Raw genomic sequence first — 26508 nt, 5'->3', positions numbered from 1 at the left:
CTGCCCGGCCGCCCGTCCTCCACACCGGCGGGACCACGGCGGCCCCGCTCGACCGACCGGACCGCCCGCGAGCCGGACCGCGCGAGCCGGACCGCGCGAGCCGGACCGCGCGAGCCGGACCGCCGACGACCGGGCCGCCGACGAGCCGGGCCGTCCCTGAGCCGGACCGCGCGTCGGCCCGGGCCGTCCCGCGTCAGGCCGTCAGGAGGCGGTCGCCGATCCAGCCCTCCGGCGTGCACCCGGGCGGGATCGCGAAGACCGCCGAGCCGATCGGCGTGATCCACTCGTTCAGCAGGTCGCCCTCCGCCAGCCGCCGCTGCACGGGCACGAACTGCCGCTCGATGTCGGCCTGGTAGGACGCGAAGATCAGCCCCGAGTCCGCGGTCCCGTCGGCCCCCACCGGCTCGTCGTAGTTGTACGGCCGCCGCAGGATGCGCTGCCCCGCGTCGGCGGCCCGGGCCCGCCTGATGTGCGCGAACTCCGGGATGACGGGGAAGCCGAGCTGGTTGAGGCGGTCGAAGTCGGGCTCGTCCCGCTCGTCGCGGCCCGTGAGCGGGGCGCCCGTGTCCAGACGCCGGCCGATCGTGAACTCCCGCGCCGACCGGTCCGCCGCGTCCCACTGCTCCAGCTTCATCCGGATCCGGCGCAGCACCATGGTCGTGCCGCCCCGCATCCCCTCGGGCCCGTCGCCCAGCCACACGGAACGGTCGAGGTTCGAGGGGTTGACCGTGCCGTCGAGCTGGCCCATGAGGTTGCGCTGCGTCGTGCCGGGCGCCTGCGTGCCGGCGGCGCGCCGGAAGCCGCGCTGGCTCCAGCGCACCGCGGCGAACGCCCGCGCGTCCTTGACGATCATGCGCAGCGCGTGCGCCACGGTCATCGGGTCGTCGGCGCAGAGCTGGACGAGCAGGTCGCCGCCGCTCCACCGGTCCTGCAACCTGTCGGTCTCGAACGCGGGCAGCGCCCGTACCGGCGAGGTCACGCCCGCCGCCGCGAACAGCCCCGGCCCGAACCCGAAGGTGACCGTCAGCCGGGCGGGCGAGACGGCCAGCTCGGGCTCGGTGTCGGCGAGCGCGGGACGTCCCTGGGTGAGGCGCCGGGCGTCGTCGGTGAGCAGCCGCATCAGCCGGACGACGGCCTCCTTGCCGGTGCCCGGCAGCAGGTCCAGCCCGAGGAACACGGCGTGGGCCTGCGGCGCCGTCGCGATCCCGGCCTGGTGCGGGCCGTGGAACGGCTCGACCGCGTCACCGGTCCCGGCCGCCGCTGCGACGGCCTGCCCCGGGATCGCGGCCACGGGCAGTGCCGCGCCCCCCGCCAGCAGGCTGCGGCGGCTGATCGCGGCGCCCATCAGTGCTTCATCCCCGGCTGGTAGTCCTCCCGGCCGCCCGCGAAGTCCTTGCCGACCGCGGTGAACTCCAGCGGCGAGCCACCCTTCACCGTCAGCGTGAACGGCACCTCGACCCCCGGCTTCACCTCCTTGGTGACGTCCATGAGCATGATGTGGTCACCGCCGGGCCGCAGCTCGTGGGTGCCGCGCGCGGGCACCACGATGCCGCCCTCCTTCGGCCGCATGATCATCTTGCCGCCGGAGTCCACGACCTCGTGCAGCTCCACCCGCGACGACAGCGGCGTGCTGCCGGCGACGATCGTGATGTCGGAGTCGGTCGGGTTGACCAGGGTGCCGAACGCGGCGGTCATCCCCTTCTTCGTGGTCTTGACCCACGGGTCGGTGATGGACAGCGCGGCCGCCTGACCGGAGGCGGCGCCGGCCCGGGCGGGCGAGGCGGACGCGGAGGTGGCGGCCTGCGGGGGCTGCTCGGCCTGCCGGCCGCCGCCGCACGCGCTGACCGCGACGAGAGCGGCCACCAGCATCAGGACATGACGAGAGAACACGGGTAACGCCTTTCTCCACCCGGGCACGCCGGACACGCGGCACCACCCAGGTGTGGTTGTCGACAAGAGGGGAGATGTCAGAAGAGGTCGACAACCAGCGGTGGCCCGCGCCGGGTCACCGCGTACCGCAGCACGGCCGGCCGCAGCACCGGCGGCTGGGCCGTACAGGTGGGAAGGAACGACGTCCAGAATGCGGGCAGCCGCACCAGCAGCAGCCGCACGGCCAGCCGGCGCAGCAGCGACCAGAGCAGCGCCTCGCCCCTGGCCAGCCACAGCCCGGTCAGCAGCGTCGCCCACCCGTGGGCGACCAGCATGCCGAGCCCCGGCACGAGCCCCGTGTGGGCGTGCGCCGCCGCGGCGACCGGCGAAGCCTCGTGGGCCAGCGAGAACACCAGGTGCAGCACGGCCTGCGCCCCGCCGAGCAGCGGCAGGATCACGTGCGGGGTCCGCTCGCGCCCGGCCAGCGCGTACGCCGCCGCGAACGCCCCGCCCAGCGCCGCGGCAGACGCGCCCGGCGCCACGCCGCCCCCGCCGAACGCGTGCGCGCCCCAGCCCAGGCCGACGCACACCACGGCGAACACCGCGGCACGCGCGAACCGGAAGGGAACCGACGCGGGCAGGGACACAGCCTGGATCCTCCCACGAGCACCCCACGCCCACTGATCCGAACCGTCAAGACCTGACATCGCGCGGTGAAGAACCTCCTACGCGCCGGACCCCGCAGGCATAATGGCGGCCGATGCCGATAAATCCTGAGTCGACGCCCCAAATGCACGTATCTCATGACTTGGCGTCCTACGCCGCGACGATCGCGCCCGTCATCAACGCGGTCCACGTCAACGTCCACGCCTCGGCCCGCCAGGAACGCGACGACCACGCCGAGGCGTGCGGCCTGACGCCCGGCTTCCTCGGCGACCTGCGGTACGCGCTGCCCGCCCGCCCGGTCACCCGCGACGACCTGTCCGTCGTCTACCGCTACGGCAGCGCCGCCGACCTGGACGCCGAGATCGGCGACCACCTCCGCCAGGGCACGCTCGCCGAGGACGGCGACGGCGTCCTGCGGCTCACCGCCGCCGGGCTGTCCTACGTCCACGGCCTGTACGAGGTCCACGCGAAGGCCGTCGCCCGGCTGTGGGCCGCCTACGACGTGCCGGCCCTGGCCGCACTGCTCGGCGAGGTCCTGGAGGGCGCCGTGGCCGAGCCGGGCGGCGCGTTCGCGGTGATGGCGCCCCCGTACGAGCCGGAGGGGACGCCGCCGGGCGTGCTGCTGTTCAACCGGGTCGCCGCGCTGCGCTACCACCGGGCCGACGCGCACGCCGCCGCCTGGCGCGAGGCCGGGCTGACCGCGGACACCGTGGTCGAGCTGGGGTGCGGCCCGCTGCGCGACCGGATCGAGGAGGACACCAACCGGCGCGCCGCCCAGCCGTACGCGACGCTCACCGGCGGCGAGCGCGAGACCCTGTTCGAAGGGCTGCTCGCGCTCATCTGACCCGGCGACCGGGGCCGCTCATGGCTCGCCGAGCAGGCGGCCCACCTCCGTCCGGTCGTTGACGCCCAGCTTGTCGTACACCGCCTGCAGGTGGTTCGCGGCCGTCCGCGTGGACACGGCCAGCCGGGCGGCGATCTGCCGGTTCGTCAGCCCGGCCGCCGCGAGCCGGACGATCTCCCGCTGGCGCGGTGTGAGCTCGGGCGTGGCCAGCTCGACCAGCGCCGGAGTGCTCACCCCGGGGCAGCGCCTGGCCAGCGCCCACGCCTGGGTCCGCGCTCCCCTGGCCTGCGTGCCGCGGCCCGACCGCAGGTACGCCGCGGCCTCGTGGGCGGTGGCCTCCGCCGCGTACAGCACCATGCCGAGCCGTTCGAACTCCACCGCCACCGCCCGCAGCTCCCCCGGGTCGCCGGCGGCTCGCGCGTGGCGGGCGAACAGCCGCACCAGCGGCCCGTCCACCCGCTCCGCCAGCCCGGCCAGCCGCCCGGCCGCCTCCCCGGGCCGGCCCAGCCGCACCAGGTCGTGCAGCGCGAACATCAGATAGCCGGACTGCTCCCCCTCCTCCGCGTGCCGGACGGCCGTCAGGCACGCGGCCACCGCGCCGTCGAGGTCGCCGTCGGCCGCCGCCACCCACACGGCCGCCTGGAGCGCCGGCTGCCGGGTGAACGCCCAGCGCGCGGCGAGCCGCTCCGCCTCCGCCAGCGCCTGCCTGGCTCGTTCTGTCCGGCCGAGCAGCGCGGACGCGTGCGCCAGCTCGGCCAGGCAGCGCCCCAGGTACGGCGTGCCGGCGGGCAGCCGCGCCGCGTCCTCGCCGGCCCAGCGGGCCGCGCCCGCCACGTCGCCCCGAAGCCTGGCCACCACGGCCCGGTGGGCGCCGAACCCCGTCACCGCGGGCTCGCCCTCGCCGAGCGCCATGCCGCGTTCGGCGGTCCGCGCGGCCTCCTCCAGCCGGCCGGAGAACACCCGCGCCGCGCACGCCGCGTCCAGCAGGGCCGGCAGCGCGTGCGGCGCCCCGACCGGCCACCCGTCGTCCGCCTCATCGGGCCGTACGGCCGCGTGGTCCGGCTGATCGGTCCGGCCGCCCGCGTCGCCCGGCTCCCCCAGGACGCGGTGGACGACGGCGAGGCTCTGCTCGGTCCGTCCCGCGTACGCGCCGATCCACGCCTCCAGCCCCGCCGCCTGCAGTTCCCACCCGGTGAGCGGGCCACCCGCGCCCGACGACGGGCGAGGCGGCGCCGGCGAGCGGGCCGCCGACGTCAGGCGTCCCGCGAGGAAGTCGGCCATCCCCCGGTACAGGCGCACCTCCCGGCGCAGAGCCGGATCCGTCACCGACTCCTCCGCCGCGTCCAGCACCGCGCACGCCTCGGCGTCCGCCCCCGCCCACGCCAGGTTGATTCCCAGGCTGGCCGCGTGCCGCGCCCGCTCGCCCTCCGTGACCGCCGCGCCCGCCGTCCGCCGCAGCGCCGCCACCGCCGTCTCCGACTCCCCCAGCACCACGAGCGCCTGCCCGAGCAGCGCCACGGCCGACACGCCCGCCCCCGCCTCGTGCGCCGCCCGCGCCAGCCGGGCCGCGAGCCGCGGGTCCTGCCGCGCCAGCGCCACGCCGGCCGCGTCCAGCAGCGTGCCCGGCTCGACCGCCGAGCCGCCGTCCAGGCGCCACACCGTGGCGCGCAGCACGTCCTCGCGCCGCCGGGGCCGGCCCGCCTCCAGCGCCCCGGCCAGCGTCCGCAGCCGGCGGCGGGCCCGCAGGGTGCCGCAGCCGTCCCGGACCACCTGGCCGTAGAGGGGGTGGCCGAGCCGCAGGTGCTCGCGCCGCCCGTCGGCCACGGTCGCCACCAGTCCCCTGTCCTCCAGCCGCTCGACCGCCTCGGCGGACGTCAGCCCCGCCACCAGCGCGGCGCCCAGCGGCTCCCCGAACGCCACCAGCTCCAGCGTCTCCCGCTCGTCCGGCTCCAGCGGCCCGATCCGGGCATCGACCAGCTCCCGCAGCCGGGCGGTCAAGGACAGCTCACCGCACCACCGCCACGCGCCGTCCCGCACCGCCAGCCGGCCGGACGCGCGCCCGGCGTGGACGAGCTCACGCAGGTAGAGCAGGTTGCCGCCGGTGACCTCGGCCAGGCGGCGCACGGTCGGCGCGGCCACCTCCCCGCCCAGCGCCTCCGCCAGCACGGCCTCGACCCCGTCCCGGTCGAGCGGGCACAGCTCGATGCGGTCCAGCAGCTCGTCCTTCCACAGCGCCGTGATGGACGCCGGTTGCCGCGCGCCGCTGCGCACCGTGACGACGACCGCCGCCGTGCCGCTCGACGCCAGGTGGTGCACCAGCGCGGCCGAGGCCGGGTCCAGCCGGTGCGCGTCGTCCACGCTCACCAGCAGCCGTCCGCCCCCGGCCCGGGCCCGCAGGTGGCGGGCGGCCCAGCGCAGCAGGTTCTCCCCCGCGCCCGGCGGGCCGGTCAGCGCGTGCGCGAACGCGCCGAACGGGATCGTCGCCGCCGTCGCCGTGCCCAGCGCCCGGACCACCCCGTACCCGCCGAGCCCCGACAGCGCCTGCGCCGCCAGCCTGCTCTTGCCGACCCCCGACTCGCCCACGATCATGACGCCGGCCCGCGCCCGCAGCGCCTCCCGCACGCGCGCCAGCTGTCCCCCTCGCCCGACGAACGGCCAGCAGCTCCCCAGTTGCTCGCTCATCGTGCCTCCTCTCCCGACTCAAGGGTCGTGAGGGAGGTTCGCGGGAGGTTCAGGGCGGATCGCGGCGCAGCCCGGCCGCCGCGTACAGCAGGTCGAGCGCGGCCTCGGTCCCGTGGAACGGCACCGGCTCGCCCCCGACCTCTTCGAGCAGCCCGCGGAGCTGGCCGCCGGACTGCTCCGGCTCGACCAGCCGTACGATGACCGTCCTCATGGGCGCACCATCTCGCCGCCCGGTTCAGGTCAGGTTCAGGTGGGGTTCGGGCGGGCTCGGCTCAGGCCCGGCAGGGCATCGGCTCAGGCCGGGTAGGGCATCGGCTCGACGTCCAGTTCGCGCATCCGCTCCGCGTACAGGTGGTAGCGCCGCCGGGCGTCGCCGCGCCGGCCGGCCCGGTCGAGCACGCGGACCAGCCCGAGGTGGGCCCGCTCGTCGTAGGGGTCGCGTTCGAGCAGCCGCAGCCAGTAGCGGGCCGCCTCGTCGTGACGGCCTCGGCGGGTGCGCTCGTCGGCGAGCCGGGCCGCGGCCTGCACGTAGGCGAGCCGGGCCTGCTCGCGCAGCCCCACGGCCCAGTCGGCGTACGGGTCCTCCTCGCAGAAGTCGCCCCCGTACGCGGCCTCGGCGGCGGCCCAGCGCTCCAACGCCTCCGCCTCCCGGCCCGCCTGGTCGAGCCGCGCGGCGGCGGCCACCAGGCCGAGGAACCGTTCGACGTCCACCTCGACATGGGCCAGCTCCAGCCGCAGCGCCCCCTCGTCGGAGACGACGACGTCGTCCGGCGGGCGCTCGTGCGCCGGGTCGAGGACCGCCCGCAGCGTGGAGACCATGACGTTCAGCCGCTTCAGCCCGACCGCGTCGTCCTCCTGGCCGGGCCAGAGGATCTCGACCAGCCGTTCCCGGCCGACCGGACCGCCGCGCCGGCTGACCAGGATCTTCAGCAGGTCGCGGGCCTTGCGTGACTGCCAGGCCGAGCGCGGCACGGGCACGGAGTCGCGCAGCACCCGGAACGTTCCCATCGTCTCCACCACCAGCCGCCCCGCCGGGGCGGGGACGCGCCGGGCGAGCAGCGCGTCGACGCGGTCGTCGAGGGCGCGGCAGCCGATGGCGTGCATGCGCTCCCTGACCTCGGCCGCCACCCGGGCGGCCTCCGCCGCCGTGCTCCCCGCCACCCGGGCGGCCTCCGCCCCCGTGCTTCCCGCCACCCGGGCGGCCTCTACCCCCGTGCTCCGGGCCCCGCCGGGCCCCGAGCCGGCCGGCTCCTCCCATGTCAGTTCGGCCCGCACCAGCTCGGCCCTGGCCAGCCCGACCGGGTCGCGCAGCTCCGACCAGCGGCGCACCGCCTCGGCCGCGAGCGCGGGGTCGCCGTCCAGCTCGGCGCGCAGCTCCGCCGCCTCGGCCAGGGCCGCGTGGTCGCGGCGGCTCCCGGCCACCCGTTCCGCCTCGTCCAGCAGTCCCCGCGCCTCCTCCGGCCGCCCGGCCGCGAGCGCCACCCGGGCCGCGGCCAGCCGGGCCTCCACCCCGGCCATGCCCTCGGCGAGCCGCAGCGCCTCCTTGGCCACCCGCCCCGCCTCCTCCGGGTCGTCCGCCGCGAGGAGCACGGCCAGCGCGTTCAGCGCGTGCGACAGCTCCTGCACCTCGCCCGAGCCCGCGGCGTCCGCCACCACCCGGCGGTAGAGCGCGATCGCCGACGCCCGGTCGCCGCGCAGCGCGTGCACGTCGGCCAGCCGGACCAGCCCGTACGCGACGAAGCGCGAGCCCATCGCCTCCCACCGGGCCACCGCGTCGGCCGCGTCCACGGCCGCCTCCTCCAGCCGTCCGAGGGCGATGAGGGCCTTCGCCCGGTTCGCCACGTTCAAGGCGGCATATGGGGCGAACGCCACCAGCTCCGACAGCCGCCCGGCGATCTCCGTCTCCTCCAGCGCCTCGGCGTAGGCGCCCTCGTCGAGGTGGCGGGAGGCGCGGTTGGCCCGGATCCGGATGAGCTGGGCGATGTCGCCCGCCCGTTCGGCGTACTCCAGCGCCCGCAGGTAGTAGGCGTCGTTGGCCCGCCGGTCGCCGTCGAGCGCGGCGAGCATGGCCAGCACGGTGTTGGCGGCGGCCAGCGCCCCCGGGTCGCCCAGCGCGCCGGCCTGCTCCAGCGCCCGGTCCGCCAGCTCCGCGCAGCCCGCCCGGTCGCCCTTCAGCCACAGCACCGACGCCGACGCCGCCGCGCAGGCCGCCGCATCCTCCGGAGGCGTGCCCCACGCCGCCCCCCTGTCGTACATCGCCAGGGCCGCGTCCAGGTCGCCGCGCAGGTGGTCGACGAGCCCGAGCCGCCGGGCCACGAACGCGTCGAACGCCGGGCCCTCCGCCACCTGCGACAGCAGCTCGCGGGCCCGGGTCCAGTCGCCGCGGTTCTGCTCGGCGACGCCGGCCAGCCGCAGCATCCCGGGGGAGTGCCGGGTCGCCTCGGGCAGCAGCGCGAGCGCCGCGATCACGTCGTCGCCGCGCTCGGCCAGCCGCCGGCCGTACGTGCCGAGCAGCGAGAGGACCAGCGTGGCGTGGCCGGTGTCCACGGCGGCGCGCAGGGCCGCCTCGGGCCGGTCGTGCTCGGCGTACCAGCGGGCCGCCACGGCGGCGACGTCGTGGGCCTCGTGCCGGTCCAGCGGCGCGTGCCGCACCAGCACGTGCCGGCTCGTCACGGTCAGCCGGTGGCCGTCCGGCCCGGCGTCGAGGAACAGCCCGCGGCCGGCCAGCGCGGCGAGCGTGTCCGGCGGCGCGCCCAGCGCGGTGGCCAGGCCGTCGGCCAGCACGGGCAGGACCGTCGCGGCCCGCAGCAGCTCACGCATCGCCGACGGCAGGTCCCGGAACGCCGCGAGCGTCAGCCGCTCCAGCGTGGCCGAGGTGGCCGCCAGACCCGCGGCCGTGCGCCGCCACTCGGCCGGGTCCGTGCGGGCCAGCGCGTCGAGGGCGGCCTGCACCGCGGCCGGCCAGCCGCCGCACGCCTCGTGCAGCGTCCCGGCGAGCGCGGCCCCCGGCTCGCCCAGCCGGGCACGGGCCCACGCGGCGGTCTCGTCCGGTGTGAGCGCCAGGTCGGAGGCGTCGAAGGCCAGCACCTCGTGGTCCTGGCGCAGCCGCGCCGTCGGGAACGGCAGCGGAGAGCGCGAGGCCGTCACCACGTGCAGATGGCGGGGAGCGGCCCGCACCAGCGTCTCCACGTACCTGATCGAGCCGGGGGAGCCCGCGATCACGTCCAGGCCGTCGAGCACCAGGGCCAGGCCGCGCCGCAGCCGCGCCGACAGCGCCTCGGCCAGCGCGCCCGCCAGCGCCGCGGCCCGCGACAACTCGTCGGCGTCGGGCCCGAGCGGCGCCCCCGCGGCGGCGGCCAGCTCGGTGGGCAGCCCCGGGACCGCGGCCGACAGGGCCCCGGCCAGCGCTCCGGCGAGAACCGGCAGGTCACGGTCGGCCGGGCCGAGCCGGTGGAGGACGCCGCCGACGGCCTTGCTCCAACCGGATAACGCGAGGGACTTGCCGTAGCCGGTGGCGGCCACCAAAGTGGTGAGCCTGTGCGTCAGCGCCCCGTCGAGCCGCCGGTCGAGGGCGGGACGGGGCTGCACCCAGCCTCGTTCCACCCCCGCATGCTACGCCCCGGGGTAGCGGGCAACTCCAGAGTTCGCAAAGTGCCACCTTCAGGTAACCAGCGGCAAGGAGCAATATGGTCGAGTACCCCTTCGAGGAGGGTGCCGTGGATCATGACCTGCCCGGCGGGCCGAGGCTGATCGTGGGGATCGACGAGACCCCGGCCTCGCGCTGGGCCCTGGCGTGGGCCATCGGGGCCGCCCGGCTGCACCGCATGGCGCTCGTCGCGGTGCACGTCAGCCGCGCGCCGGTCCACCCGTTCCCCGAGGCGCTGCCGGTGCAGCAGGCGCTGCGCGCGGGGGAGGAGGCGCGCTGCGCGGAGATCGTCGCGGGGGTGTTCGAGGACGTGGCGGGCGGCATGCCGGAGGACCTCGCCACCGTCGTGGTCGGCCGCGTCGGCGACCCCGGCTACCACCTGGTCGACCTCGCCCGCGAAGGCGACCTGCTGGTCCTCGGGCGCAGCCGGCGCGGGTTGCTCAGCCGCATGCTCCTGCCGTCCACCAGCATGTACTGCGCGCGCCACGCCAGGACGACGGTCGTCATCGTGCAGCAGCCGTCACCGCCGGACGAGCCGGCGCTGTCGGGGGAGCGGGCCAGGCGCTTCTGGACCCGCCGGCACTTCTAGCCGTCCAGGATCGACTTCTGGAGCAGGCGCAGGCCGGTCGGGATGTCCGGCTGCCGGATCGCGCCGTAGCCCAGGACCAGCCCGGACAGCGCGGGCGGCTCCTCGCAGTACGCGTCCAGCCGTTCCACCGCCAGTCCGGGCGCCGGCCGTACGGACACGCCGGGGGAGAGCCGGGCGCAGAGATGCAGGCCCGCGACCGACGGCACCGGGCGCAGCCGCTCGTCGCGCTCCAGCGCGGCGCTGATCAGCGCGTGGCGGGCGGCGTACTCACGGGTCGCCTTCCTGATGTGGCGGGCCAGCAGCCCCTCGTCGATGAAGCGGGCCAGCGCGGCCTGCGTGGGCAGCGACCCGTGCCAGTCGGTGAGCTGCTTGGCGGCGCGCAGCGCCGCCCCCAGCGAGGCCGGCGCGACCAGGAACCCCAGCCGCAGCGCCGGCAGCAGGGTCTTGGAGAACGAGCCCACGTACACCACCCGGCCGGCGCGGTCGAGGCTCTGCAGCGGTTCCAGCGGGCGCTCCCCGAAGCGGAACTCGCTGTCGTAGTCGTCCTCGATCACCACCGCGCGGCGCCGCTCGGCCCACGCCAGCAGCGCCGTGCGCCGCGCCAGCGACATGGGCGTGCCGAGCGGGAACTGGTGGGACGGCGTCACGTACACGAGCCGGACCCCGTTCGGGATGGCGGAGACGTCGATGCCCTCGCCGTCCACCGGCACGCCGACGACCCGGGCGCCGAGCGAGCGGAACAGCAGCCGGGCCGGCGGGTAGCCCGGCTCCTCGACCGCCACGCACGCGCCCGGCTCGATCAGCACCCGTCCGACGAGGTCGAGCGCCTGCTGCGCGCCGTTGGTGATCAGCACGTCCTCGGCGCCCGCCCGTACGGAACGGCTGACGCCGACGTGCCGCGCGATCGCCTCACGCAGCCCCTCGTGGCCCGCCGGGTCGCCGTAGCCCGGGGTGATCGCGCTCACGCGCAGCTCCCTGGCCACCAGCCTGCGCCAGGTCTCCATCGGGAACAGCCGGGGATCGGGCACCCCGGCCCGGAAGTCGTACCGGGCGGGGGACATGGGCGTCGCGGCGGGCGGCATGGAGCGCCACAGGGCGCGCGGCAGCACCACGCCCCGGGGCGCGGCCCGCCCGCGCACGGGCTCCGCCGACACGAACGTGCCCGCGCCGGCCCGCCCCACCAGGAAGCCGTCGGCGACGAGCCGGTCGTAGGCCACGGCGACGGTGTTGCGGGAGATCTCCAGGCGCCGCGCCAGCTCCCGCGTGGGCGGCAGCCGCTCGCCGGAGCGCAGGCGGCCGTCGAGCACGGCCTCCAGGAGCTGCCGGTAGACCTGTGCGGCCAGGTCACCCCGGCCGCTGAGCGTGATGTGGACGTCCATGCCGGCCTCCCGCCGTTGACCCCGCTTGGCCCAATCCGTTTGCCGGAAATTGGAGCTTATCTCGGGACAAGATGCTCCTTAGGGTCGGTGTCATGACCGAACGCATGAACCTCGGCGCCCTCGCCGGAGAGGCGTACCGCGCGATGGCCGGCCTCGACCGCTACGTCACGCAGAGCACCCTGCCCGCGCCGCTGCTGGAGCTCGTCCGGCTGCGCGCCAGCCAGATCAACGGATGCGTGTACTGCGTGGACATGCACAGCTCCGACGCCCTGCAGGCCGGCGAGAGCCACACCCGCCTGCACGCCGTCGCCGTGTGGCGCGAGGCGCCGTTCTTCGACGACCGGGAACGCGCCGCGCTGGCCTTCACCGAGGCCGCTACCCGCCTGTCCACGCACGACGTCAGCGACGAGATCTGGGCCGAGGCCGCCCGGCACTTCGACGAGCAGGAGCTCGCGGCGCTGGTGGTCGCCGTGGCCACGATCAACGCCTGGAACCGGATGGGCGTGGCCACCCGCATGACCCCCGAGTCGTACAAGGGCTGACCCGTGCGCCCGGCCCCCAGGACCTCCGCCGGCCCGTATCTCGGGACCTCCGCCCGCCGGAACGCCAGGACCTCCGCCCGCCAGAACGCCAGGACCTCCCCCCGCCCTGGAGGCGCGACCTTGGTGCGACCACGACCCGATCTCAGGGTGCTCACCGCCGCCCAGCTCATCGCCTCCACCGGCGACGGCGCGTACATCGTCACCTCGGCCCTGTACTTCACCGGCGTCGTCGGCATGTCGCCCGCGCAGGTCGGCGTGGGGCTCACGCTCGGCTGGGCGGTCGGCGCGGTCACCGGGGTCCCGCTCGGCCACCTGGCCGACCGGCGCGGCCCGCGCGGCGTCGCCGTGCTCCTGGCCCTCGCCACCGCCGCGGCGGTCGCCTCGTACGTCCTGGTCCGGTCGTTCGTGCCGTTCGTGATGGTCGCCTGCGCGTACGGTGCGGCGCAGACCGGCCTGTCGGCCGCCCGCCAGGCCCTGCTGGCCGGCCTCGTCGACGCGGCGGGCCGGACCCGCGCGCGGGCGGCGCTCCAGTCCGCGCACAACGCGGGGCTCGCCGTCGGCGCCGCGCTGGGCGGGATCGCCCTGCATCTGAACGTCCGGGAGGCGTACCTGACGGTGCTGCTGGTGGACGCCGCCTGCTTCGTGGCCGCCGCCCTGGTGCTGCTCCGGCTGCCGTCCGTGCCACCGGCGCCGGTGTCGAACGGCCCTCGGCTGGCGGTGCTGCGCGACCGGCCGTACGCGCTGGTCACGCTGATCAACACGGTGATGCTGCTGTACATGCCGATGCTCAGCCTGATCGTCCCCCTGTGGATCGCGCAGCGCACCGCCGCCCCCACCTGGACGGTGTCCGCGCTGCTGCTGCTCAACACTGCTGGGGTGGTGCTGTTCCAGGTACGGGTCGCCCGGCGCATCCGCGGCCTGGCCGACGCCTCCTCCTCGGTACGGCTGGCCGGACTCGTCATGCTGGGAGCCTGCGCGGTGTTCGCGCTGTCGTCCTTCGGCTCGTCCCCCTGGGCGGCCGTGGCCGTGTTGCTGGCCGGGGTGGCGCTCCAGGTGACGGCCGAGCTGCTGCTCGCCTCCGGCTCCTGGGAGATCAGCTTCACGCTGGCCCCCGAGGACAAGCAGGGGCAGTACCAGGGGTTCTTCGGCAGCGGCACGGCGGTGGCCCGCATGCTCGGTCCGGCGCTGCTGACGACGCTGGTGATGGGGTGGGGGACCTTCGGGTGGGTGGCCTTGGGGCTGGTGTTCGTGGGGGCGGGGGCGGCGATGCCGCCGGCCGTACGGTGGGCTCGGCGACGGGCGACGGTCCCGGCGGAGTGATCACGCTCAGCGGGAAGAGTGTGAGCGAGAACATGGAGAAAACCCGCGCGCCATGCCCCCGCCAGATCCGATCATTGTCCAAGATGGGAGGGGTGAGGCGGGTCTCACCTGCACCGGTCTGGCCCCGCCTCGCACAATCCGTACATCTGGTTCGTGCGCAACACAGGGACCACGGCGATCCCTTGCTAGGCTGCATGTCAACCGTTGGGTCTCACCCCGGCAGGTGAGGCCGTCGAAGAAGTGGGGTCACACCGTGAAGAAGCTGCTTGTTCTGGCGCTGGTCGCCCTTGGGGGGTTGCTGATCTGGCGCAAGGTGCAGGCTGACCGCGCCGAGCTCGATCTCTGGACCGAGGCCACCGGCAGCGAGAACTAACCGACCTGGCGAGGCGATGAGTGACGTCGTCCCCATCAGACTGGCGTGCCTCGACCTGGCGGGCACAACAGTAGGTGACATCGCCATGGTGGAGCGCGCCTTCGCTGAGGCGATCGCCACACAGGGCATAGTCCCCGGGACCGGAGCGTACGCGCGCGCCATGGTGCACGTACACCGGTCCCGGGGCTGTCCCAAGATCGATGTCTTCCGAGGGATCTTCCCCGACAACGAAGCCCAGGCACAGGCCGCCAACCTGACCTTCGAGCGCTCCTACGAGGGCGCCCTGGAGCGGGCCGGCCTCGTTCCCATGCCCGGAGTCGTCGAGGTCCTCGACAAGCTCCGCGGCTCCGGCCTCCGCCTGGCCCTCGTCACGGGCTTCAGCCGGACCACCCTGAGCCGCATCCTCAGCGTGCTCGGCTGGGACGACAAGATCGACCTCGCCATCTCCCCCGAGGACGCCGGCGGCCGCGGCCGCCCCTGGCCCGACATGATCCTGCACTCCGTGCTCCGGCTCGGCATCGAGGACGTCCGCCAGGTCGCCGTCATCGGCGACTCCGAGAGCGACATGCTCTCCGGCCGCCGCGCAGGCGCCTCGATCGTGGCGGGCGTCATGACGGGCGTCCACAGCCGCGAACGCCTCCTCAAGGGCGGCGCCACCCACATCCTCGACACGATCGCCGACTTCCCCAGCCTCGTACTCAGCGCGGACGTGACCACGCACCACATAGGGACGCCGGGCCGGTAAGCTATCTTCGTCGAAGGGGCCTTAGCTCAGCTGGCAGAGCGCCTGCTTTGCAAGCAGGATGTCAGGAGTTCGAATCTCCTAGGCTCCACGCATACGAAAGCCCAGGTCAATGGCCTGGGCTTTCGATCTTTGTAGGGGCTGTTTTCAGGGTCGTGCCCGTTGCGTGCCCAATGGGTCCTTGTCAAGCGCTCCGCGTGCCAGGGCGTCGAGCTTGCGTGCGACCTCGCGTTGTCTCTCGTCGGTGGAGTGTTGGTAGATGAGGGCGGCCCGGGTGCTGGAGTGGCTCATGCGCGCCATCAGCTCGCGGATCGAGGCTCCGGCGCTGGCGGCGAGGGTGTTGCCGGTGTGGCGGAGGTCGTGGAAGTGGATCTTCGGTAGGTCGGCGTCCTGGAGCGCCTTGGCCCAGACGCGACGGTTGAAGTTGGTGTTGCGGAGAGGGCCGTCGTCGGGGCCGACGAAGATCAGGCCGTCGTCGCCGTTCTGAGCGAAGTCCTTCACGTGCGCTTTGAGCTCGTCGAGGATCAGGGCGGGGATGGCTACGGTGCGCTTGCCGGCTGCGGACTTGGGATCGGTGAAGACCAGACCCTTGCCGGTGATCTGGATCAACTGGCGTTCGACCTTGACCGTGCCTGCGTCGAGGTCGAGGTCCTTGCGTCGGAGTCCGGTGAGTTCGCCCCATCGCAGGCTGGCGAACGTGCCGAGGAGCACCAGGGCGCGGTAGCGGTGTTCGATGACGTCGACGAGCCGATAGACCTGGGCCACGGTGACGACGGGTCGTTCGGGTGACTTCTCCTGGCCTGCGCCTTTGATCCGGCACGGGTTCCGCTTGATGAGCTGGTCATCCACAGCTGTGGACAGAATCGCCTTGAACAGCCGGTACGCCTTCGCGACGGTCACCTCGCTGACGCCTTCGTCGAGCAGCTTCTTCCGCCATCGCCTGACGTGCGGCTCCTTGATCTCGTTGAGCGGTATGTCGCCGAAGGTCGGGGCGATGTGCTTGCGCAGGAGGTAGCCGTACAGCTCAACGGTGCGCGGGCGGAGCTTGGGGCGTTCGTCGATCCAGTCGGTCGCGTACTTGCCGAGAGTGATCTTTCCGGCGTCTGGGTCGATCCACTCGTCATCGAGGATCTGCGCCTCGGTCCTCGTAAGCCAGACTTCCGCGTCGGTCTTGGTCGCGAAGGTCTCGGGAGCCGGGCGGTCCACGCCGTCCGGGCCTTGATAGCGGGCCTGGTACCGGCCGGAGGGTAGCTTGCGGACACGGCCGAACCGCCGCTTGGGAGGCTTCGGCTCTTGAGCCCCCAGCCGGGAGGAAGGCCCGCAGATGCTCGAGAACATTCCCAATGTCCAACTCCGTGCCTGGCGCAATGAGCACCAGCTCACGCGTGCAGAAATGGCCGACCGAATTAACGGCACCCAAATCGGTATTTCGGAACGCCTGACCTGCGACGAGGAGCGCATTCGACGTTGGGAGGCCGGGGAAGTCCGCTGGCCACGTTCGCCGTACCGGCTGGCACTGACGCAACTCACGGGTTTGCAGCCGGAGGCGTTGGGGTTCTTGCAGGCCAGACAGACGGGAAGCCGCTTGATCGAGGCGACGGCCATCCTGCCGATGGACGCACTACGGGCCGAAGCCGACCTGTACGGCACCATGGAACTCGCCCAGCAACTCCAGGCATCCGACGTCGGCACCGGCACCTTGGAAGCCCTTGCCGAGGCCGTCGATCTGCTCTGTCGTGCCTATCCGGTCGTGCCTGCCGCGACGCTGCGAGACCGCACGCAGAAGCGCCTTGCCCAAGTCAACCGGCTGCTTGCCGGGCGCCTCACCCTCGACCAACACCGCGAGCTGCTCGTCATCACAGGTTGGCTCACGGCCCTCCTGGGGTGCGTGCACTACGACTTGGGCGAGCGAGAGGAAGCAGAGACCGCGCGGCGAGCCGCCTTCGAGATGGGCCGCCAGGTCGACCACGGTGAACTCATGGGCTGGGCGCACGAGATGTCAGCCTGGTTCGCCCTGGTAGAAGGCCGCTATGAGGACGTCGTCAACGCCGCCCGCATGGGCCAGGCCGTCGCCGGCCAGACCAGCGCCATGGTGCAGCTCACCTTGCAGGAAGCCCGCGGCCTGGCTCGCATCGGTGACCGCCGCGAGGCAGATCGCGCACTGACACGCGGAGCAGAAGTCCTCAGTCGCCTGCCCATGCCCGACAACCCCGATCACCACTTCGTGTTCGACCACGCCAAGTGGGTCTTCTACGCAGCCACCTGCTACACCTGGCTGGCCGACGACGACCGCGCCGAAGAGCATGCTCGCGAAACGATCCAGATGCACACCCGCCCAGACGGCACCTCCAACGCCCCGATGCGAGTCGCTGACGCTCACATAGATCTCGGCATCGTGCACGCCCGACGCGGCGACCTCGACGCCGCAGTGGCAGACGGCATGGCCGCATTCGACATCGACCGCCGATCTCTGACCGACCTCGTCAACCGCGCCGCGGACCTCGACCGCGTACTACGCCAGCGATACCGCCGCGAAGCACTTGCCGAAGAGTTCCACGAGCGATTCGTGACGGCCCGCAGAGCTCTCACCAGCCGCCGACCCGAACTGCTCGACTGATCCGCTTGCCGGCCGCAGTGCCGCATTGCCGAATTGTTCTTATAGGTATCAAGGCGGTGGCGCGGCGTGCCGCCGCACCTCCGGCCCTCCGCCCGCCCGCCGTCCGGGCGTGCGGCCTGGGGGCCGGTCCCGAACGGCGGCGGGACACCGGGCCGGGCACCGCACGCCCGCCGCGCCGTACCAACCGAACGCCCCGACCGGGGTTGCCGCGCCACCGCACAGATGCGACCCTCACGATCGCCACGGCATGGTCCGCCGCCGTACAAGTCGGGGGCGATCGACGGTCCAGGGCTTCGTTCCTCAGCCCTGGCCCACCGGGCAATGTGGTTGCGGTCTGCTTCCAAGCCAAGGCAAGTCCTTGAGCTTTGCGATCAGCGGGAGCCGTTAGAGGTGGGCGACCGGCGAGACTTGCTCAGGACGAAGCGTGGGGGTGTCGTCTGGCGGTGATGTTCGCCGCAATGAGCAGCCCGGCCGGGACGGCTGCGAGAAGGAAACCGCTCGGTCCGATCAGGCTGACGCCCAGCGCTCCCCAGGCGAGGATCACCCAGCCGACATACCCGGGGACGTGTTGTCCCTGCCGCCCCGCCCGTGCCACCAGTAGTCCTAGCAGCACCAGCACCACGACGAATCCACCGGGCAGCGCCCAGAACGTTGCCACCGAGTCGCTGTCCGCGGCACGGTTGCGGAGGTCCCCGGCGAGCCAGCTAGACCAGGGAGCGAGGCGGGCGAACACGGCGGTGTGCGCCACGGCGATCAAGATCATGGTTCGGCCGGCCCAGACGGTGAGCCGACTCGGGGGCACGGACAATGCAGGTGGGTAGGCCGCGGGTGTAGTGCTCATGGTTGCCAGCTTCTCTGGGCCGCGGTCCGGCGTGACTCCCCCCGCGGGGGGATGCCGCTCCCTCGCTCCGGCTAGTGGCACAGGTGTGGCGCCTACGGGCGCAGCCGTGGTCGACTCTTTTCGCCATAGCGCCAAGATGGCAGTCACTCGCGCTCCAGATCTGCGCCGCCAGCCTGTACATGGAGGCCGTTCTGGGAGCCGCCTGGAGCCACCCGGACGGACGATCACGAACTGAGCCGAACGAACCTGAACGGCGGGGCGACGGCCGACCAGCCCGGCGAACGCGTCCGGACGGCTCTGAAGATCGTTTGCGGACCTACGGATCAGAAGGCCATGCTGTAACGCGCGTACTGGTCGCCAGGCGGAGTGAACTCCATGCCGTTCTCGTCAAGCGCGTTGTAGATCGTCATTTGGCCGTTCGGAAAGCCGAACCCTAAGGACGCGATCGTTCCCTCCACGAGATCCCTGTTCCTCCACATCAGCAGTTCCACTGCCGAACAGGGCTGCCCGACCAGTGCAGTGAGTTCATCCGGTACGTCGTCTCGCCACGCGAGGTGAAAGTCCGGCCAGTCCGGCGAGCGCGCTGGATTGATGGTGTTCCAGGTGATGGAGAGCTCGTCGAACTTCCAGTAGTTGATCTCGACCTGTTCGCCCTCGAAGTCCAGGAGGACCGGGCAGTCGGCGAACCACTTGTCCTCGTCAAGGTCCCACACCAGCAGCGCTCGGGTCAGTCGCCGGCCGACGAGGTGGCCCAGTCTCACCCCATGAGTGGCAGTGATCGCCAAGCGTTCGCTCAACCATTCCGGCCTGTATCCGGGGATTCCGAAGTTGAACATTCCGTGATTGTGCCGGATGCCGTCGCCGGGGCTTCTCGGGGCTGTCGGCCTCCGCTCACCCGGTGAGAGCATCAGTCAGGAGGCGAGACAGCATCGCCGACGAAGTCTCGGAATGCTTCTAACACCTCACCGAGGTTCAGAGGCCCACATGCTCCTTCGAAGTGGACCCCGTTGCTCCAAGCGTGTACCCAGCCGTCATCGGCGCGTTCCACCACTAGGCGGTCCAGTAAGGCCCCGGCAAGAGGCGTGTTGACGAGGTCGATCTTCAGGCGCCATCCCGGATTGTCCAAGGTGTCGATTGTCACGCCGTACCTGTGCTCCCAGTCGTCATTGCAGCAGGAGGCATACCAAGATTGAAGGAAGACGAGTGCATCCGTGATCACGTGGTGAGTCTGCCAGCCGTGCCCGTCGCGTGCCCGATGGGGCGGGAAACGAGGGGGAACAGCGGGGAGTCATAGGGAAAGCGATCAGCGCCGTGAGCTGCGTTTCAGCTGGTCGAGCATGATCGGCATGCGTCTTTGCGAGCAGGATGTCAGGAGTTCGAATCTCCTAGGCTCCACGTAGGTTCACAGGGGCACCCACCCGCTACCCGACTCGGTGGGTGCCCGTCTGCTTCCCGCCCCTGGTCAAAGGCCCTCGCTCCGCTCGGACGTTCCTTCTTGATGGGCGCTTGCGCGCCGGGAGGCTTCGCCGTGGGGCGCTTCGCGCGATGGGCTTCGCTTGGGGCCGCTTCGCGCGATGGGCTTCGCTTGGGGGCGCTTCGCGCCGCAGGGCTCAGGCGTTGCTTCCAGTCGGGCCACGGGCCCGACCCCTGCAGGGCCTCGCTTCGCTCGCACGTCTTTCAGCAGGCGAGGAGGGCAGAGATTCGCGCAGGCGAAAGCAGATCCGATCGGCTATGTGGCTGACAAAGCCGAGGATCGCGAAATTCATGCGGGACGCCGACAAGTGGTGCGGACAGCACCTCCGACAGGCCTCATGGTCTGTGCCGATCCTCCGAGAGGGTCGGCATCGGTCCGGCGGGCCTTCATCGCCAACGATGATCGTCTCAGCTCATTGAGCGCGATCCCCGCAGTCCAGCAGCAGATCCCCGCCATCCAGCAGCAGATCCCCGCCATCCAGCAATTCCGCCAGGAGACCCTCGGCGCTGACCCGCACCAACTGCTCAAGCTCCAAGCCGACTCGCTGGCCCCGGCAGTCCCGCACTTCAAGGGGTGTCCGTACAAGGGGTCATGGCGTCGAATCAGGCGGGCTGAATGCGCGGAGGGCGTGTGCCACGAGCATGTGGAGTTGTTCGGCGTCGGGCATGCCGAGGTGGAAGATGAGTCGGTGGTAGATAGGCCCGTAGAACAGGTCGAGGGCAGCGTCCAGGTTGGCGTCGGGAGCTAGCTGCCCATCGCGTTGGGCCTTCCGCATGCGTTCTTTGAACGCGATGATGCGTGGCTTGATGAGTCGTTCCCGCAGGTCGTGCGCCAGCTCGTCGTCCTGGAGCGCTTCGGCGATAAGCCCGGTGATGGCGGAGTTGTTCGGCGGGCTGAGCAACGTGATGACGGCGGACAGCTGGGCGTGCAGGTCGGCGGCAAGGTGGCCGGTGTCTATGTGGTCAGTGACCAGGCTCGCCGCATCATCGACGGCATCCAAGACGACAGCCCCTTTGGAAGGCCACCAGCGGTAGATCGTCTTCTTGCTGACGCCGGCGCGGGCGGCGATCGCCTCGATCGTCAGCCGGCCGTAACCAAGCTCGGCACATAGCTGGAGCGCCGCATCCAAGATGGCGCGGCGGCTGGTCTCGCGGCGGCGTAGCGGGTTCGGCGATGTTGGCATGCTCAGCAGTCTATGGGAAACGACACGTAGCGTGTTGACAGCTGTTTGAACGACACGTAGCGTGTCGCCATCGAACTACACGACACGTGTCGTATCGGTCCCAGGCCATGGCGGGCAGATGTCGGCCGCCGGCGATTGCCAACGACCTTGAAGGGAACGCTCATGGATTTCGCTCTATGGATCGTTGCCGCTCTGCCGACCGGCCGTCGCCTTCCTGCCGAGCGGCGCCGGCACATCGCTCCAGATGGTCTTCACGGTTGCCGCCGCGAGGCGGGCCGAAGACCTCAGTCAGGGCCAGCGGCGTGATCGCTGTGGTCGTTGAGTCCCCGGTCCGGCTGGGCTGATCTTTCGTGCCGTACTCGGTACTGCGCCGGTCTGAGCGCCGCGGGCACTACGGGTGCGGCGTTGCTGTCCGCCGGTGCGGTGGCCACACGCCCGCGCGGCGGGTGCGGGCGTACCGCAATGGTCGCGGGTGACCTGGTTCATCCCGCCATGGCCGTCGGCCGCCTTCGTGACATCGAGCCGTTTCGGCCCGCCTCCCCTACCGACCGCAACGGAGTGAAGACGCTCTGCTGCAGGCCGAGCGCCAACTCCAGAACGGAACCTTCATGTTCATCACCCATGTCACGGCAACCGAGTTCGCCGCTGCGCATGTCGGCTGCCGTCGGTCTCGTGCCGTATCTCGTCGGCGCGCTCATTGCCCGCCTGCGAATGGACTCCCGCGGTCACGTCGCATGGGCCGTCTTCTTCGTCGCCGCGGTGGCCGTCCTGGCCGTGAACCCGGGCCACCCCAACCCCTGGTGAATCAACAGATCACGAGAAATCCCCGTGATCCAGCCGACCGGTCAGCTGATCAGCTGATCAGCACTCGGCAATCAAGCTGCACGGCGCTGCTGTCGTCACCCTTGTCGCACGCTCATGAGCGTGGCCGGCGCAGTCGCCGCCAGTCCCGGGCCCGGTGTGAACGCGCGCTCGCATGCCTTCCGCGATCACGACGGGCCGCGTTGAAGGAAAGCGAAATATGAGCGGGTACGCCACTGAGGCGACCGAGGTATTTGTCGCCCACCGCAAGTTGTTGTTCAGCGTCGCCTACGAGATGCTCGGATCGGCGGCCGACGCCGAGGACGTCCTGCAGGAGACCTGGCTACGGTGGGTCAAGGTCGACCTTGGGCAGGTGTCCGACCAGCGTGCCTACCTGATCCGGATCACCGCCCGGCAGTCGCTCAACCAGATGCGCAACATGAAGCTCCGCAAGGAGGCGTACGTCGGCCCCTGGCTGCCCGAGCCGCTGATCACGACGCCGGACGTGGCCGAGGACGTCGTGCTCGCCGAGAGTGTGTCGATGGCGCTCATGCTGGTCCTGGAGACGCTGTCGCCGACCGAGCGTGCCGTGTTCGTGCTGCGCGAGGTCTTCGACGTCGGCTACGACGAGATCGCGGCCGCCGTCGGCAAGACCCGCGACGCCGTCCGCCAGATCGCGCACCGCGCCCGCCGGCACGTCGACGCCCGCCGACCACGAAGAGCGGTCTCTCCACACCAGACCCGGGCGGCTCTGCGGTCGTTCCGGCGCGCGCTCGAAACCAGGGACCTGCAGGGCCTGCTTGACGTGCTCGCCCCCGAAGTCGTCCTGACCGGCGCCGGCGGCGGACTCGAGCAGGCTCCGCCGCGGCCGGTCGCCCGCGCAGACAAGGTGGCCCGCATGATCGGCGGCGTCGTCGGCAAGGCCCGTGTCACGCTCATCCGTGACCCCGCGGTGAGCAACAGTACAAGTACCCAGCGATACTCTCGCGCGTGGACGGCGAAATCGACGGCGTCATAGCAGGCCGTCTCGGCACATCCGCGTCACCTACCCTTACGGCATCGACCTGCCCGGCGGGACGCCTCCGGCGGGGCTCACCGGAGAACGTGGCTGATATCCCGTTGCGGTACCGGCCGTGCATGCGGCCTGGGGCCGGTCACGGCCAGGGCCGCAGTCGGGCCGCCCGGCCGATCGCCAACCCGCCGTGGCTTACGAACCCGCCGCGCTGAGCCACGCCGCCGCAAAAGTCGTTAAGAGGCCTGCAGAATCTCCCGAAGCCGCCTCGTGGCCGTCTCCGCGGCGGACCTGGTGAGCGAGGGATCGAATTCGCCCACGTGGCCGTCGTGGTCCAGCACCATCATGGTGTTCTCCACTCTGATAATCACGATGTCGATCGCGACCATCGAGTCCTTGTCGAGGTTTTTGCCCGGGAACCCGCTGCGGAGCTTGATCCCATAGACACCGTCACCGAGCTTGCCGACAGGCAGCTTGCGGATGGTGTCCTTGGCAGCGTCCGAGGTGACCGTGACGTGGCTACAGTCGCGGACCATCTTCTTGGCCGCCCGCTCCAAGGCTGAGATCTTGCCGCGAGTGCCGCTCACTATGTACTGGCTCATTCCCTCCCACTTGTCTTTCTTCTTCAGCCAGGTCGCGCTCTTGGCTCGATAGAGCGGGACGATTCCCTTGACCGCCGTGGTGCACGCCTTCGAACGGGTGACCATGTCATACAGAGGATCCCTGTTTCGAGTCGTGTTGTGCGTGAAGTCCTCACCGAGATTCTCCGGCAGAAGCAGGGCCGCTTTGAGCTGATCCGGAGACGGTGGCTGGGGAGAGATCGCAGCCGAAGCGGGAGTCGGTGTGAGAAGCATTCCGCATAAAAGGCCGGTGGCCAGAAGCGAACGATGAATGATCACGGCGGGCACTCTAGCCGACGATCCTTTGGTTCACAGAGGGAGACGGCCGTTCTGGTGTACGAGGCTGAAGCCGCATCGGTCCATCTGCGATCACCTAGAACGGCCAGGATCAGAGCTGCGAACTCGGTCTGGTCGCAAAGCGCGCCGTGCGCACCTCGCGCCGGCCCCGCCGTACCGATCGAGCGCTCTGACGGGGTCGGCGCGCCGAAGTACGAGATGCAGCCCTGCGATCGCCACCGCACGGATGGCCGCCATGCGCGCTTGAGGGCGGTCGACGATTCAGGTTCGGTCCTCACCCTGGCTCACCGAAGCAGAGTGGTTGACGTTTGATCAGGCATGCGACGCCAGGCGAAGGCAGGGCGCTATGGGGCCATATTGATGAAATGGACTGCCAACACAGCGCGATGTGTCACCATCTCCGGATGGCGAACCATCGTGATCCGATTCAGCGGGTCGGGGCTTATGCGATATGCATCAGCGAAGAATCCGCCATACTTCTGTCCCGGTTCGCGGAACCGGACTGTCGCTGGGGGCCGCCGGGTGGCGGCGTGGAGCACGGCGAGCATCCCGCTGACGGAGTTGTTCGCGAAGTGCATGAGGAGACCGGATATCGGGTGAAGGTCGTCCGGATGCTCGGAGTTCACTCCAACGTATGGCGCAGTCCGGATGCCGAGGTCCACGCGATCAATCTGTTGTACGAAGTGGCCGTGGTGGGAGGGTGCCTTCAGGATGAAATCGGTGGCAGCTCTGACCAGGCGGCGTGGATCCCGTTGGCAGAGCTACCGGAGCGACGCCGTACGGAAGCGTCCATGGTCAGCTACCTTGATCAGCCCGGCTGTGGTCCCGGTTGCGGAGTCCACTGGGTGGAGCGAGCCCAGGCTTCCGCGTGTTCCGTGATCTCGGCGATGAGCGGGCTCTTGGCCGCCGCGTAGGCGTTCATGTCGGGCCAGTCCTGAGCGGCGAGTCGCTGTTTGAGTTCTCCGTAGAGTTCCCGGTCGGCGGTGTCGTGGCGCAGCCAGTCGCGAAAGAGGAGATGGCGGCGTTCCCAGTCGCTGCCCGTGGTGCAGATGTGCACATGGACGGCGCGGTCCTGGGTGCGCACCATGCGGTGGCCGGGCTGTCGGACGCGCAAGTGGTAGCCGGCGGAGACGAGCCTCGGAAGGTAGGCGTCCTCGTCGTTGGCGTCGGGCACGCTCAGGTCGATGTCGACGATCGGTTTCGCCGCCAGCCCGGGGACCGCGGTCGAGCCGATGTGGTCGACGCGGCGGGCCAGCGGGCCGAGAGCGATGATGATGCGTTCCCGTTCCTGCGCGAAGCGCCTCGGCCACATCGCGTCGTACGGGACGACTTTGATGTCGCGCCTTTCCTGTCCGCCGATCAACTCGATGTCCTCCGCCATGGTGGTCATCATCTCAACAGGGCGATGTCGGCTGGTCAGGCTTCTTCCAGCTGGGGTGGTCGGCCGGTGAGGGCAGATCGGGCTCTATGGCGGGTCTTCGGCAACGTCTGCCATGGCGTGCGACATGCGACATGCCACATGTGGGGAACGCGCTGCTCCGTGTCGAAGCCGATATCGCTGGTGGAGTGGTCACGAGCCGTAGAGCCGCCGGGTGTCGCCGGCGCACTCCTGGTCGCCTTCCAGTCGCCGGCGCACCAGGACGATGAGCCGTACCTGGATGACAAGGAGCACCAGTGCGATCAGCCCCGATGCGGCGCTCATCTCTTCTTCTGAAAGCCCACCGGCACATTCCGTTATGTTGCCGCCCTCGTATGAGGAGGCGCAGTCGTGTCCAAGGATCCCGGCGACGATGAACCAGTTGGCAAACAGAAGGGGGACTGCGCCCAGGGCGATGAGCAGCGTGGTGTGGTTGGCCCTTCCGCCTGCGGAGTTCGTCTCCGCCGGAACAGGTTCGAGACGGCGGTCTACATCGAAATCACGACTCACGTGGAACACGTAATCATAGGAAAGCTGCCCGCTGTGCGATATTCGTGCAGTGAGCGGGATTCCGCAGGTGTGGAACGCGGCTGTGTCCTAAGGTCGCGATCATGACGAGGTGGATGGGGGGCTGTTTGGTCGCTGCTGTCCCACCCCTCTTAGGCGTTATCAGGATCGTTCTGCGGACCGAACGCACGCAGGAGGAGATCCGGAAGTACTACCGCGAGGCCACGATCAGAGGAGCCGAGGAGAACGCGACGATCTCCTTGTCCTTCAAAGAGGCAGGAGACACGGCGGACCTCCGGGTGATCGTCGAGGTTCACGACAGGCACGGCAGCGACTGGGACTGGCGCTGCGAGTAGACGGGCCTTCTCCACACGCACGGCAGGGGTCCTCGCCTCGTGCCTGCGGAAGTCACCGGTCGCCCCGCGGCCCTCCTCCTGGTGCGTGGCATGCTGGCAACCGCCCCGATCAGCGCCGCCGCGAAGCCCGCGAGCACGCGGCAACCCTGGGAGTCATCGCGTGACCGAACCCGGCAAGGTCCTCTACGTCATCGTCTGCGCCGCCGGCCCCGCTCCCGACGTCGGCCGTCTGGTCACTCTCGCCCAGGACGCCGGCTGGACCGTCCAGATCATCGCCACGCCGTCGGCGCTCGACTTCATCGACGTCGGCCAACTGGAGAAGCAGACCGGCCGTCCGGTCCGCAGCCGGTACCGCAAGCCGCATGAGCCCAAACCACCGCGCGCCGACGCCATCGTCGTCGCGCCGGCGACCTACAACACGGTCAACAAGTTCGCCCAGGGCATCGCCGACACCTACGCCCTCGGGCTGCTCTCCGAAGCGCCCGGACTGGGCATCCCCGTCGTCGTCCTGCCCTTCGTCAACACCGCGCTCGCTTCCCGGGTGCCGTTTCAGCGCAGTGTCGCCGCGCTGCGCGCCGAAGGCGTTCGCGTGCTGCTCGGTCCCGGTGAGTTCCAGCCGGGCCCGCCCAGCTCGGGGGCCGAGCGCATCGACAGCTACCCCTGGTCGCTGACTCTGGAGAACTTGCCGCATTGATGTCTCAGGGATCGAGCGGTACGTCGGAGAATTTCGG

28 protein-coding genes and 1 tRNA gene are annotated in these 26508 nt (G+C 71.4%); 13 read left to right on the top strand and 16 right to left on the bottom strand.

The genetic code is table 11. From position 1 onward, the window contains the following. Positions 1-193 precede the first annotated feature (193 nt). From HT134_RS30885 to HT134_RS30875, 3 genes are all read right to left on the bottom strand, one after another. Positions 194-1345, bottom strand: a complete 1152-nt coding sequence (locus tag HT134_RS30885) for a Dyp-type peroxidase (protein WP_175603999.1) — start codon at positions 1343-1345, stop codon at positions 194-196. Beyond that, on the bottom strand, positions 1345-1890 hold the full coding sequence (locus tag HT134_RS30880) for a copper chaperone PCu(A)C (RefSeq protein ID WP_312888572.1): 546 nt from the start codon (positions 1888-1890) through the stop codon (positions 1345-1347). Before HT134_RS30880 ends, HT134_RS30885 begins: the two co-directional genes overlap by 1 nt. A gap of 77 nt (positions 1891-1967) precedes the next feature. Continuing rightward, the gene (locus HT134_RS30875; RefSeq protein ID WP_175603998.1) at positions 1968-2516 is read right to left on the bottom strand and encodes an MFS transporter; all 549 of its coding nucleotides are present in this window, start codon (positions 2514-2516) and stop codon (positions 1968-1970) included. A gap of 161 nt (positions 2517-2677) precedes the next feature. Here HT134_RS30875 and HT134_RS30870 point away from each other — a divergent pair, with 161 nt between their 5' ends. Further along, complete coding sequence (locus HT134_RS30870; protein ID WP_175603997.1) at positions 2678-3379, top strand: hypothetical protein; 702 nt, start codon at positions 2678-2680, stop codon at positions 3377-3379. An 18-nt stretch (positions 3380-3397) separates the two neighbouring features. Here the strand turns inward: HT134_RS30870 and HT134_RS30865 are convergent, their stop codons facing one another. From HT134_RS30865 to HT134_RS47835, 3 genes are all read right to left on the bottom strand, one after another. After that, the gene (locus HT134_RS30865) at positions 3398-6061 is read right to left on the bottom strand and encodes a LuxR C-terminal-related transcriptional regulator (RefSeq protein WP_175603996.1); all 2664 of its coding nucleotides are present in this window, start codon (positions 6059-6061) and stop codon (positions 3398-3400) included. A 49-nt stretch (positions 6062-6110) separates the two neighbouring features. After that, entirely contained in the window at positions 6111-6272 is a 162-nt protein-coding gene (locus HT134_RS30860; RefSeq protein WP_175594434.1) for a hypothetical protein, read from the bottom strand. 83 nt (positions 6273-6355) lie between these two features. Beyond that, positions 6356-9664, bottom strand: coding sequence for a BTAD domain-containing putative transcriptional regulator (locus HT134_RS47835; protein WP_175603995.1), 3309 nt, complete (start codon positions 9662-9664; stop codon positions 6356-6358). Between the two features lie 83 nt (positions 9665-9747). On the opposite strand from HT134_RS47835, the gene HT134_RS30850 reads away from it, so the two are divergent. Continuing rightward, a complete protein-coding gene (locus HT134_RS30850; RefSeq protein WP_175603994.1) occupies positions 9748-10296 on the top strand; it encodes a universal stress protein in 549 nt (182 codons plus the stop codon). Here the strand turns inward: HT134_RS30850 and pdxR are convergent. Then, positions 10293-11675, bottom strand: a complete 1383-nt coding sequence (gene pdxR / locus HT134_RS30845; protein ID WP_175603993.1) for a MocR-like pyridoxine biosynthesis transcription factor PdxR — start codon at positions 11673-11675, stop codon at positions 10293-10295. The two genes, HT134_RS30850 and pdxR, sit on opposite strands and share 4 nt — an antisense overlap. Before the next feature lie 92 nt (positions 11676-11767). Here pdxR and HT134_RS30840 point away from each other — a divergent pair, with 92 nt between their 5' ends. The 5 genes from HT134_RS30840 (at position 11768) to HT134_RS30825 (ending at position 14743) form a co-directional block, all read left to right on the top strand. Beyond that, positions 11768-12217 (top strand): carboxymuconolactone decarboxylase family protein, encoded by a 450-nt coding sequence (locus HT134_RS30840; protein ID WP_175603992.1) that lies wholly within the window; start codon positions 11768-11770, stop codon positions 12215-12217. A gap of 123 nt (positions 12218-12340) precedes the next feature. Beyond that, a complete protein-coding gene (locus HT134_RS30835) occupies positions 12341-13537 on the top strand; it encodes an MFS transporter (RefSeq protein ID WP_312888597.1) in 1197 nt (398 codons plus the stop codon). 253 nt (positions 13538-13790) lie between these two features. Beyond that, positions 13791-13910, top strand: a complete 120-nt coding sequence (locus tag HT134_RS46145) for a DLW-39 family protein (RefSeq protein WP_013130296.1) — start codon at positions 13791-13793, stop codon at positions 13908-13910. A 16-nt stretch (positions 13911-13926) separates the two neighbouring features. Further along, positions 13927-14655, top strand: a complete 729-nt coding sequence (locus HT134_RS30830; protein WP_175603990.1) for an HAD family hydrolase — start codon at positions 13927-13929, stop codon at positions 14653-14655. Positions 14656-14670: 15 nt separating this feature from the next. Continuing rightward, positions 14671-14743, top strand: a tRNA-Ala gene (locus HT134_RS30825). Between the two features lie 56 nt (positions 14744-14799). On the opposite strand, the gene HT134_RS30820 is transcribed toward HT134_RS30825, so the two are convergent. Further along, a complete protein-coding gene (locus tag HT134_RS30820; RefSeq protein WP_175603989.1) occupies positions 14800-15990 on the bottom strand; it encodes a tyrosine-type recombinase/integrase in 1191 nt (396 codons plus the stop codon). On the opposite strand from HT134_RS30820, the gene HT134_RS30815 reads away from it, so the two are divergent. Next, positions 15977-17269: an NsdA family TPR-like regulatory protein gene (locus HT134_RS30815; protein ID WP_175603988.1), complete on the top strand. Its 1293-nt coding sequence runs from the start codon at positions 15977-15979 to the stop codon at positions 17267-17269. The genes HT134_RS30820 and HT134_RS30815 overlap by 14 nt on opposite strands. A 412-nt stretch (positions 17270-17681) precedes the next feature. On the opposite strand, the gene HT134_RS30810 is transcribed toward HT134_RS30815, so the two are convergent. From HT134_RS30810 to HT134_RS30795, 5 genes are all read right to left on the bottom strand, one after another. Continuing rightward, a complete protein-coding gene (locus tag HT134_RS30810; RefSeq protein ID WP_376768131.1) occupies positions 17682-18071 on the bottom strand; it encodes a DUF6463 family protein in 390 nt (129 codons plus the stop codon). A 362-nt stretch (positions 18072-18433) separates the two neighbouring features. After that, positions 18434-18946 carry a hypothetical protein gene (locus tag HT134_RS30805; RefSeq protein ID WP_175603986.1) on the bottom strand — a complete coding sequence of 171 codons (513 nt, stop codon included), beginning with the start codon at positions 18944-18946 and terminating at the stop codon, positions 18434-18436. Between the two features lie 71 nt (positions 18947-19017). Continuing rightward, positions 19018-19329 (bottom strand): immunity 53 family protein, encoded by a 312-nt coding sequence (locus HT134_RS30800; RefSeq protein WP_175603985.1) that lies wholly within the window; start codon positions 19327-19329, stop codon positions 19018-19020. Between the two features lie 667 nt (positions 19330-19996). Next, positions 19997-20119, bottom strand: coding sequence for a hypothetical protein (locus tag HT134_RS47225; protein ID WP_281387744.1), 123 nt, complete (start codon positions 20117-20119; stop codon positions 19997-19999). 54 nt (positions 20120-20173) lie between these two features. Then, entirely contained in the window at positions 20174-20767 is a 594-nt protein-coding gene (locus HT134_RS30795) for a TetR/AcrR family transcriptional regulator (RefSeq protein ID WP_175603984.1), read from the bottom strand. Positions 20768-21388: 621 nt separating this feature from the next. Between HT134_RS30795 and HT134_RS30790 the strand changes: the two genes are divergently transcribed. Together HT134_RS30790 and HT134_RS30785 are read left to right on the top strand one after the other, a co-directional pair. Beyond that, entirely contained in the window at positions 21389-21571 is a 183-nt protein-coding gene (locus HT134_RS30790; protein WP_175603983.1) for a hypothetical protein, read from the top strand. A 172-nt stretch (positions 21572-21743) separates the two neighbouring features. Then, positions 21744-22586: a sigma-70 family RNA polymerase sigma factor gene (locus tag HT134_RS30785; RefSeq protein ID WP_246365892.1), complete on the top strand. Its 843-nt coding sequence runs from the start codon at positions 21744-21746 to the stop codon at positions 22584-22586. Between the two features lie 230 nt (positions 22587-22816). On the opposite strand, the gene HT134_RS30780 is transcribed toward HT134_RS30785, so the two are convergent. Continuing rightward, on the bottom strand, positions 22817-23479 hold the full coding sequence (locus HT134_RS30780; protein WP_175603982.1) for a hypothetical protein: 663 nt from the start codon (positions 23477-23479) through the stop codon (positions 22817-22819). A 383-nt stretch (positions 23480-23862) separates the two neighbouring features. Between HT134_RS30780 and HT134_RS48185 the strand changes: the two genes are divergently transcribed. Then, on the top strand, positions 23863-24411 hold the full coding sequence (locus HT134_RS48185; protein WP_376768126.1) for an NUDIX domain-containing protein: 549 nt from the start codon (positions 23863-23865) through the stop codon (positions 24409-24411). Here HT134_RS48185 and HT134_RS30770 read toward each other — a convergent pair. Both HT134_RS30770 and HT134_RS30765 read right to left on the bottom strand, forming a co-directional pair. Then, entirely contained in the window at positions 24306-24878 is a 573-nt protein-coding gene (locus HT134_RS30770) for a GrpB family protein (protein WP_175603980.1), read from the bottom strand. The two genes, HT134_RS48185 and HT134_RS30770, sit on opposite strands and share 106 nt — an antisense overlap. 189 nt (positions 24879-25067) lie before the next feature. After that, complete coding sequence (locus HT134_RS30765) at positions 25068-25424, bottom strand: hypothetical protein (RefSeq protein ID WP_175603979.1); 357 nt, start codon at positions 25422-25424, stop codon at positions 25068-25070. A gap of 101 nt (positions 25425-25525) precedes the next feature. Between HT134_RS30765 and HT134_RS30760 the strand changes: the two genes are divergently transcribed. Together HT134_RS30760 and HT134_RS30755 are read left to right on the top strand one after the other, a co-directional pair. Further along, on the top strand, positions 25526-25777 hold the full coding sequence (locus HT134_RS30760) for a hypothetical protein (protein ID WP_175603978.1): 252 nt from the start codon (positions 25526-25528) through the stop codon (positions 25775-25777). Positions 25778-25937: 160 nt separating this feature from the next. Further along, complete coding sequence (locus HT134_RS30755; RefSeq protein ID WP_175603977.1) at positions 25938-26471, top strand: flavoprotein; 534 nt, start codon at positions 25938-25940, stop codon at positions 26469-26471. Positions 26472-26508 lie beyond the last annotated feature (37 nt).

Origin of the sequence: Nonomuraea rhodomycinica, from assembly GCF_013363995.1 — a bacterium.
In the GTDB taxonomy this organism is placed as follows: domain Bacteria; phylum Actinomycetota; class Actinomycetes; order Streptosporangiales; family Streptosporangiaceae; genus Nonomuraea; species Nonomuraea rhodomycinica.
The sequence above is the reverse complement of the archived record's forward strand: the minus strand, read 5'-3'. Positions and strand labels throughout refer to the sequence as shown.

What these genes read in the sequence shown, in the direction of transcription:
- HT134_RS30820 (WP_175603989.1), bottom strand. Translation starts at nt 15,990, where the DNA reads ATGTTCTCGAGCATCTGCGGGCCTTCCTCCCGGCTGGGGGCTCAAGAG.
- HT134_RS30860 (WP_175594434.1), bottom strand. Translation starts at nt 6,272, where the DNA reads ATGAGGACGGTCATCGTACGGCTGGTCGAGCCGGAGCAGTCCGGCGGC.
- HT134_RS30865 (WP_175603996.1), bottom strand. Translation starts at nt 6,061, where the DNA reads ATGAGCGAGCAACTGGGGAGCTGCTGGCCGTTCGTCGGGCGAGGGGGA.
- HT134_RS30790 (WP_175603983.1), top strand. Translation starts at nt 21,389, where the DNA reads ATGTCACGGCAACCGAGTTCGCCGCTGCGCATGTCGGCTGCCGTCGGT.
- HT134_RS30840 (WP_175603992.1), top strand. Translation starts at nt 11,768, where the DNA reads ATGACCGAACGCATGAACCTCGGCGCCCTCGCCGGAGAGGCGTACCGC.
- HT134_RS30830 (WP_175603990.1), top strand. Translation starts at nt 13,927, where the DNA reads ATGAGTGACGTCGTCCCCATCAGACTGGCGTGCCTCGACCTGGCGGGC.
- HT134_RS30760 (WP_175603978.1), top strand. Translation starts at nt 25,526, where the DNA reads ATGACGAGGTGGATGGGGGGCTGTTTGGTCGCTGCTGTCCCACCCCTC.
- HT134_RS30850 (WP_175603994.1), top strand. Translation starts at nt 9,748, where the DNA reads ATGGTCGAGTACCCCTTCGAGGAGGGTGCCGTGGATCATGACCTGCCC.
- HT134_RS30815 (WP_175603988.1), top strand. Translation starts at nt 15,977, where the DNA reads ATGCTCGAGAACATTCCCAATGTCCAACTCCGTGCCTGGCGCAATGAG.
- pdxR (WP_175603993.1), bottom strand. Translation starts at nt 11,675, where the DNA reads ATGGACGTCCACATCACGCTCAGCGGCCGGGGTGACCTGGCCGCACAG.
- HT134_RS30795 (WP_175603984.1), bottom strand. Translation starts at nt 20,767, where the DNA reads ATGCCAACATCGCCGAACCCGCTACGCCGCCGCGAGACCAGCCGCCGC.
- HT134_RS48185 (WP_376768126.1), top strand. Translation starts at nt 23,863, where the DNA reads ATGGACTGCCAACACAGCGCGATGTGTCACCATCTCCGGATGGCGAAC.
- HT134_RS30770 (WP_175603980.1), bottom strand. Translation starts at nt 24,878, where the DNA reads ATGGCGGAGGACATCGAGTTGATCGGCGGACAGGAAAGGCGCGACATC.
- HT134_RS30785 (WP_246365892.1), top strand. Translation starts at nt 21,744, where the DNA reads ATGCCTTCCGCGATCACGACGGGCCGCGTTGAAGGAAAGCGAAATATG.
- HT134_RS30885 (WP_175603999.1), bottom strand. Translation starts at nt 1,345, where the DNA reads ATGGGCGCCGCGATCAGCCGCCGCAGCCTGCTGGCGGGGGGCGCGGCA.
- HT134_RS30805 (WP_175603986.1), bottom strand. Translation starts at nt 18,946, where the DNA reads ATGTTCAACTTCGGAATCCCCGGATACAGGCCGGAATGGTTGAGCGAA.